The sequence below is a fragment of the Candidatus Paracaedibacter symbiosus genome, assembly GCF_000757605.1.
Taxonomy (GTDB): domain Bacteria; phylum Pseudomonadota; class Alphaproteobacteria; order Paracaedibacterales; family Paracaedibacteraceae; genus Paracaedibacter_A; species Paracaedibacter_A symbiosus.
Genome location: NZ_JQAK01000004.1, coordinates 265,331 through 272,062, shown reverse-complemented (window position 1 = coordinate 272,062; position 6,732 = coordinate 265,331). Strand labels below are relative to the sequence as shown.

The following is a 6,732-nucleotide window of genomic DNA, read 5'->3' as shown; positions in this document are numbered from 1 at the left end:
CAAGAATTAGAACCAGAGCATTACAAGACCCAGTGGCACATAATTTTCCCTATTCATACGATGAAATAATATTAAAAACAAAGCCGATAATACAGCAAGATGGAGCATTATTATATAAGAAGACTGGTACACTAAATGGAAAAAGCGGTTTTTTTGAAATAGCTTTAAACCCAGAAACGCAAGTTATTTTTCATCGAACATTTATAGGAAAAAAATAATGAAATATTTAATTTTATCACCAAGTTATTCGGGCTCATGCATACAAGATGAATTTAATGGTGAAATTGAATTAGAAGATTTGAATTTACCTAAAGACTTTATTGAAGAAATTAATATTTGGCATTTCGCATATAAAAAATTTATTCCTCTCTCTAAGGAACAAAGAAATATATATGCCCATGTTATGGAAGCATTAGATAACCAAGGCTTAGAGATTGCTAGTAAGCTCAAAACTCTTATTCCTGGAGGGGCAAAAATAAAATATTTCAGCGAAAGAAAACTAAGTTATTTGCCTTGTTAAGAAATAATTTCTCTCCAGCCTTCCTCCTTTTAGAAGTATGAAAAAGAGGAAAAAGGAATTTTCTGTATTTCGTGGGGGGTATAGCTACTCTATTATTTTAACACTAGTCTGGAACCCGTCTGCGTACTTGCTGCACCGCAGCTTCCTTTTTTGATCTTTTGAAATTGTAAATAGCTTTTATTTTTTAAAATCTGCTTAAAGCATCAGCGAAACTCAGCGCAAAACATTTTCCAGTAGCTCGAAGCACGACCACACGGAAACGCCTGTCATTACGCCGGCTTTGTTGATGGGGCGGCGAGAAACATTCACTTTACCAATAACACCTCCTCAGCCCGCCTTGCCGGTGTGCATGTCTCGGCCCAAAAGTTTACCAATGAAACGCGTGAAGGGATGCTGGTGGAGCCAGTTGTGGCGCTTTTCAGATATCTCTCGAACCAAAAGAGCGGCAATGCGGTTGTCGGTGCAACAATCAAGATAGATGTGGGCAAAGAGATCATGTGCCAACACCGATTAAAGAATTTGATTTGACAGTTGTTAAAAAATTACAAACCGAACTACCCATTGGAGCGATAAGAAGAAAGAGGCTCCAGAACTTAATTGAGTTCTATAATCAACAAAAAGTGAATCTTGCGAATGCAGGCGATATTCTTATGCGGTCTGCATGGAACCGCGTTGTTGCAGATTTGAACGATGACTCTGATCCTATCACCATAAGTATAAAAAGGGGACCAATGAATTATCATCAGGATTAATTAATTTTATCTTCACCTATCAGAAGGTGCTCAGCTTTGAGATAGGTGACGCTCTTCCTTTGAGCGTAATCTCTATCCTTGTTTCCCTCTTCTTCTGCTAGCGTAGCAAAGGTGGACAGACTAAGAACAGTGGTCAGTAACCACACCTTTAAGAGTTTATTTTTATTCATTAGTGGGGACTCTTTTATTTGTAGACATTTGTATTATAAGATAATTTAATGAATTTATCTGTTTTTTCTTAACCTCTCTTCACCCTCCAAAAACTCTTTAGCGCGTATTTGTTCCAAATGATAGTTGATGATGGTATTGACAAATTAATTATTGATTTGGAGAAAGTACTTTTTTGGGAATCGAGGAATAAATTCATTGAAGGCAATATTTAAAACACCATATAACCAATAGATAAATCTGAACACGTAGATTTATCATTGTTGGCAATTATGAAAGAAGATAAAATGAAAAAGAAATTATTGAATTTAGTTGCAACAGTCCTTATTGCGATAGGTTTCAATCTACCAAATGTATCCAACGCTACTGAGCTTGAAGAAATCGAAAGAAATCAAAATGCTATTTCTGGTTTCATAGCAAAACGAGATAATGAAATTATCCAAGAGATTGGAAAATACGATGACCGCCATTCCCCCTTTTCGACATTTAAAGTTCCACTAGCTCTTATGGGATTCAATGAAGAAATTTTAAAAACCAAGAATTCTCCGATATGGCACTTTAAGGAAGAGTATGAAGAAAATTTTCAAGACTGGTATACACGCGAGAAAGGGTTAGAATATAGTTGGTGCCAAGATCATACACCAGAAACATTTATGAAATATTCTGTTGTTTGGTTTTCCCATCAAATTACGGAACGTCTTGGAAGAGAGAAGTTTCAAGGGTATATATCAAGACTAAACTATGGAAATATGGATGTTTCTGGGACACCAGGTAAAGATGATGGTCTATTAAATAGTTGGTTAGGGACATCTCTTGAAATTTCCCCCCGTGAGCAAGTGGAATTCCTTGAAAAATTATGTGCTAATAAGCTTGATTTATCCAAAGAAACCCAGGAAAAAACTAGGGAAATTATGAATCGGAATGAAGAATGGGCAGGATGGAAGCTATATGGTAAAACCGGTGGCGGTGCTGGGCGTAATGGGTGGTTTGTCGGATGGATTGAAAAGGATGAGCAACGAATCATTTTTGCTCAATATCTCGATATGACGGATCCAACCCTTGATTTGACGGATATACCCCCTCAAAAATCTGTTGGGCTTACCGCTAAGGAAGTTGCCAAAAAGAATTTATGGAATTTTTTGTAGAAATAGCTATGGAAATTGGGACAAAAAACTGAAAAGTAACCTATCGGGGGATCTTGGTACAATTCCCTTCCGAATCTTTTTAATAAAAACTCTGGGGATCCACATCAACATCCAGAGTAATGCTAGAAGGCAGTTTGACCTGGCTCAACCAATGGTCGAGCAGCCGTTGAATGGGATACGCTTTATCCGCTTTGAGGAGGAAACGCCAACGATGTTTGCCTCGAAGATAAGATATAGGCGCAGGCGCGGGGCCGAAGATCTGGACGGCGTCTACTTTGGGAGCTTTAAATCCTAATTGACGCGCTGTCTCTGCCACCAGGGTTTGGTCGCGCCCCCCCAGATTGAGGCTCACCAGTCGGCTAAAGGGCGGCATATGATGCTCTTGGCGATCGACAAGCTCTAATTTATTGAATTGATCACGATTTTGCTGGCATAAGCTTTGCATCACCGGATGGTCAGGTGAGTAGGTTTGCAAGAGGACATGACCGAGATGTTTTTCACGTCCTGCGCGACCCGATACCTGGTGCAGTAGCTGATAAGTGCGCTCTCCGCACCGTAAATCACCGCCACTTAAGCCAAGGTCTGCATCAATTACGCCAACAAGAGTGATGAGGGGAAAGTGGTGCCCTTTGGCGAGCAGCTGCGTGCCGATAATAATGTCAACTTCGTGACGACGGATTTTCTCAATAACCTCACTTAATAAGTCAACCGACGTCAATGTGTCACTGGTGAGCACTTCAACACGCGCAGAGGGAAAGCGTTTGCACACCTGTTCATGGACACGCTCAACCCCAGGTCCACAAGGAATAAAGCTATCTTCTGCGCCGCAATCAGGGCAATTTTTCGGACGTGTTTGGCTATAGCCACAATGGTGGCAGCACAGCCGTTGATGATGTTTGTGTTCCACCAAGGCAACGGCACAGCTCGGGCAGGTGAGGCGCAGACCACACTGACGACACAACGTTAAGGGGGCATAGCCACGGCGATTCAGAAAAAGCATCACCTGCTCTTGGCGCTCTAAGGTTTTTTGAATCGCGTTGAGAAGGGGGGGTGAGAGCCATCCTTTTGGTTGTTGACGCATATCAATGGGGTGGATGGAGGGTAGAACGGCGCCGCCATGACGGGTAGAAAGGGTGAGTTTCTGATAGCGTTCTGCCTCGATATTTTGTACGGTTTCGAGAGATGGCGTAGCGGAAACCAAGACAATCGGCGCTTGCTCAAGACTGGCACGCAACACGGCCATATCGCGGGCATGATAGGTGATTTGATCTTCTTGTTTGTAAGATCCATCATGTTCTTCGTCAATAATTATAAGGCCAAGATTCGGGAAGGGCAAGAATAGAGCAGATCTTGCTCCCACAATCACTTGCGCCTCGCCCTTTAAAACGGCCTGCCATGTTTGTCGCTTAAATGTGGGACTGACATTGGAATGCCACAGAAGTGGGCTTTTGCCAAACCGTTTTTCAAACCGTGCCAACATCTGATTGGTAAGCGCAATTTCAGGAAGCAGAACGAGCGCTTGCTTTCCTGTCTTAATTGTTTGATGAATGGCTTCCAAGTAAACTTCAGTTTTGCCGGAGCCCGTAATCCCGTCGAGGACAATCGGCTGGAAGCGATGGGTGTCAATAGCAGTAACCATATGGTCGATGGCGTACTGTTGCTCGGCGGAAAAAATAGGGGTATGATGGTCCAACTGAAGGGGGGTAAGATCAACAAATTTTCTGGTTTTTTTAGTCTCAAGAAAGGTCTGGCTTAAAGTAAGCTTGAGGCTAAGGCCAAGGGGAAAATAGTTATAATCAGCAATCCGTTTTAAAAAAGTCACGAATTGGTCGGGAAGCGGCGGCAACTCTGCTTTCTGTCGGATTGATTTTAGCTCGCCCTTATAAGGATTTGTGTCGAGTTGCCAGACAACTCCCCACAGCTCTTTACCGCGAAATGGAACCAGTACAATATCACCAACGCACAGTAACCCCATCTCCGCAGGCAGAGCATAGGTAAAGGGCGTCTTGACGCCAAGGGGTAGGAGGACTTCCACAGTGTGTTGCATTGGTTTTTTATCTTGTTCGGTAACTGATCTAGGTGTATCACTATCAAAACAACATATTCCCAATAAAGGATCAAGATAAATGATGATATTCCTTGACTCTGCCGACCTTAAAGAAATCGAAGAATTGGCTGCCACAGGCCTTGTAGATGGTGTCACAACTAACCCTTCCTTGGTGGCTGCCAGTGGGATGAGCTTTTCAGAATTAATCACCAAGATTACTAAGCTTGTTGAAGGGCCAGTGAGTGCTGAAGTTACTGCCTTGGACGCCAAGGGGATGATTGCTCAAGGAAGAAAGCTTGCCAAGATCGCCGAAAATGTCACTGTCAAAGTACCGCTCACAGTGGAAGGATTGAAGGCATGTAAAGCTTTATCTGCTGAGGATATCATGGTGAACGTCACGTTGTGTTTCTCTTTGAATCAAGCTATTTTGGCAGCCAAAGCAGGGGCTACTTTTGTTTCTCCATTCGTGGGTCGTCTTGATGATTGCGGTGCTGATGGGATGCAGTTGATCGAGGATATTGCAAAAGTCTATGAAACATATGCGTTTGATACATTGATATTGGCGGCTTCTATTCGTCATCCGCAGCATGTTTATGAAGCAGCTAAAATTGGTGTAGATGTGGTGACAATTCCAGGAAAAGTTTTCCGCCAACTTTATACGCATCCGCTGACAGATCTTGGGTTAGATGCCTTTATGAAAGACTGGAAAAAAAGCGGTCTCGAAATTTAATTTGTAAATTTCAAATTTTTACTTGGGAGATTTCTAAAGGTAAAGTAACATTAAATTAACTAAATTTTTATCCAAGGAATTTCTTATGTTAAAAACATTGGGTCTTTTTGCAATGCTCGGAACCGCCGCGATGGCTGCTAAAACCACTGAAGATGCTAAAGCAGGGACTGCAATAGCTGGTCTTGCAGCTGGGCAAAAAGAAGAGCTTAATAAAGCCATTGGTGAGTATATAAAGAACAATCCAAAAGTTGTGGTTGAATCGTTGCAAGCTTTTACTGAACAACAGCAAAAAGAGGCTCTGAAAAAGGTCCAAGACAGCATTACGTCTTCTAAAGATCAATTGTCTGATTCTAAAAATGCCATTGTGATGGGGAAGGCCGATGCAGCGGTGAAGCTGGTTTTGTTCGTGGATCCGAACTGTCCACATTGCCGCTTATTTGAGCTGGCTTTGGGTGACATTGAAAAAGAGCTTCCAGGTAAAGATAAGCTTGGTATTTTGGTGCGTCAGTGGCCAATTTTGGGACAAAATTCTGAAATCGTTTCTGCAGGTCTTGTTGCAGCAAGTACTCAAGACCCAGCGAAGTTTACAGTGCTTTCTGAGAAGGTTTTGAAAAGTGAAAAATCAATGGATAATGCCCTCTTCATGAGTTTAGCTAAGGAAGCTGGGTATGATGTGACTAAACTAGAAGCTGCTACGAAAAGTGAGGCTGTGCAGAATCAGCTTAAAAACACCAAAGAATTGGCTGGAAAAATCGGTCTTGAAGCAACGCCGACTGTTATCTTGTCTGACAAGAATGGTGCTCGCTTGGTTCAAGTTGGTGATAAAGAAGGGTTGAAGAAACTTTTGGTTGATGCAATCAAAGCTTCTTGAGTGCCATGAGAGTTGCCATTTTCCCCGGGACTTTTGATCCAATTACTTGGGGGCATTTGGATGTTATTTTGCGGGCAGCGGGAATGGTTGATAAGTTGATCATATCTGTTGCCCACAATCATGAAAAAGAGCCGCTTTTTCAAAGTGATGAGCGAGTTGAGATGATTAAGACCGTTTTGAAAGAGGCTTCGGCGCCAGCGAATTGTGAGGTTGTTGGTTTTTCAGGTTTATTAATTGGACATGCACTTAATATGCGGGCATCGATGATTATTCGGGGGTTACGGGCAGCATCTGATTTTGATTATGAGTTTCAGATGGCGAGTGCAAATCAACGTTTGGCATCTCACCTAGAAATTGTCTTTTTGATGGCTCGGGATCGTTATCATTTTGTCTCCTCAAGCCTGGTGAAGTCTGTAGCTAAATATAACGGGAAGGTGCATGATTTTGTGCCAGAATATGTGGCGATGTGCTTGCAAAAAAAGTTTTTATAAGCAATGTA

Annotated in this window: 8 protein-coding genes and 1 pseudogene; 7 read left to right on the top strand and 2 right to left on the bottom strand. The window is 42.2% G+C overall.

Annotation, left to right across the window (positions count from 1 at the left end; genetic code table 11):
• The 3 genes and pseudogenes from IG80_RS0109780 to IG80_RS0109770 form a co-directional block, all read left to right on the top strand.
• Positions 1 to 218, top strand: a pseudogene (locus IG80_RS0109780) (RHS repeat-associated core domain-containing protein); the annotation flags it as partial.
• The gene (locus tag IG80_RS0109775; RefSeq protein WP_032113839.1) at positions 218 to 520 is read left to right on the top strand and encodes a hypothetical protein; all 303 of its coding nucleotides are present in this window, start codon (positions 218 to 220) and stop codon (positions 518 to 520) included. The pseudogene IG80_RS0109780 and the gene IG80_RS0109775, both read left to right, overlap by 1 nt.
• 497 nt (positions 521 to 1,017) lie before the next feature.
• Positions 1,018 to 1,272 (top strand): hypothetical protein, encoded by a 255-nt coding sequence (locus IG80_RS0109770; protein WP_032113838.1) that lies wholly within the window; start codon positions 1,018 to 1,020, stop codon positions 1,270 to 1,272.
• On the opposite strand, the gene IG80_RS15235 is transcribed toward IG80_RS0109770, so the two are convergent.
• Positions 1,269 to 1,442, bottom strand: a complete 174-nt coding sequence (locus tag IG80_RS15235; RefSeq protein WP_156962165.1) for a hypothetical protein — start codon at positions 1,440 to 1,442, stop codon at positions 1,269 to 1,271. The two genes, IG80_RS0109770 and IG80_RS15235, sit on opposite strands and share 4 nt — an antisense overlap.
• 285 nt (positions 1,443 to 1,727) lie before the next feature.
• Here IG80_RS15235 and IG80_RS0109765 point away from each other — a divergent pair, with 285 nt between their 5' ends.
• On the top strand, positions 1,728 to 2,585 hold the full coding sequence (locus IG80_RS0109765; RefSeq protein WP_198027349.1) for a class D beta-lactamase: 858 nt from the start codon (positions 1,728 to 1,730) through the stop codon (positions 2,583 to 2,585).
• Positions 2,586 to 2,664: 79 nt separating this feature from the next.
• Here IG80_RS0109765 and priA read toward each other — a convergent pair whose 3' ends face one another.
• Entirely contained in the window at positions 2,665 to 4,632 is a 1,968-nt protein-coding gene (priA, locus tag IG80_RS0109760; protein WP_032113837.1) for a replication restart helicase PriA, read from the bottom strand.
• 79 nt (positions 4,633 to 4,711) lie between these two features.
• Between priA and fsa the strand changes: the two genes are divergently transcribed.
• The 3 genes from fsa to coaD all read left to right on the top strand — a co-directional run bounded on the left by fsa (position 4,712) and on the right by coaD (position 6,724).
• Positions 4,712 to 5,362, top strand: a complete 651-nt coding sequence (gene fsa, locus IG80_RS0109755; RefSeq protein WP_032113836.1) for a fructose-6-phosphate aldolase — start codon at positions 4,712 to 4,714, stop codon at positions 5,360 to 5,362.
• 85 nt (positions 5,363 to 5,447) lie between these two features.
• The gene (locus IG80_RS0109750; RefSeq protein WP_032113835.1) at positions 5,448 to 6,233 is read left to right on the top strand and encodes a thioredoxin domain-containing protein; all 786 of its coding nucleotides are present in this window, start codon (positions 5,448 to 5,450) and stop codon (positions 6,231 to 6,233) included.
• Positions 6,234 to 6,238: 5 nt separating this feature from the next.
• Entirely contained in the window at positions 6,239 to 6,724 is a 486-nt protein-coding gene (coaD, locus tag IG80_RS0109745; protein WP_032113924.1) for a pantetheine-phosphate adenylyltransferase, read from the top strand.
• The last annotated feature ends 8 nt before the right edge of the window (positions 6,725 to 6,732 follow it).

Excerpts from the sequence above, each read along its gene's own strand:
- IG80_RS0109750 (WP_032113835.1), top strand. The coding sequence starts at position 5,448 with ATGTTAAAAACATTGGGTCTTTTTGCAATGCTCGGAACCGCCGCGATG.
- fsa (WP_032113836.1), top strand. The coding sequence starts at position 4,712 with ATGATGATATTCCTTGACTCTGCCGACCTTAAAGAAATCGAAGAATTG.
- IG80_RS0109765 (WP_198027349.1), top strand. The coding sequence starts at position 1,728 with ATGAAAAAGAAATTATTGAATTTAGTTGCAACAGTCCTTATTGCGATA.
- IG80_RS15235 (WP_156962165.1), bottom strand. The coding sequence starts at position 1,442 with ATGAATAAAAATAAACTCTTAAAGGTGTGGTTACTGACCACTGTTCTT.
- coaD (WP_032113924.1), top strand. The coding sequence starts at position 6,239 with ATGAGAGTTGCCATTTTCCCCGGGACTTTTGATCCAATTACTTGGGGG.
- priA (WP_032113837.1), bottom strand. The coding sequence starts at position 4,632 with ATGCAACACACTGTGGAAGTCCTCCTACCCCTTGGCGTCAAGACGCCC.
- IG80_RS0109775 (WP_032113839.1), top strand. The coding sequence starts at position 218 with ATGAAATATTTAATTTTATCACCAAGTTATTCGGGCTCATGCATACAA.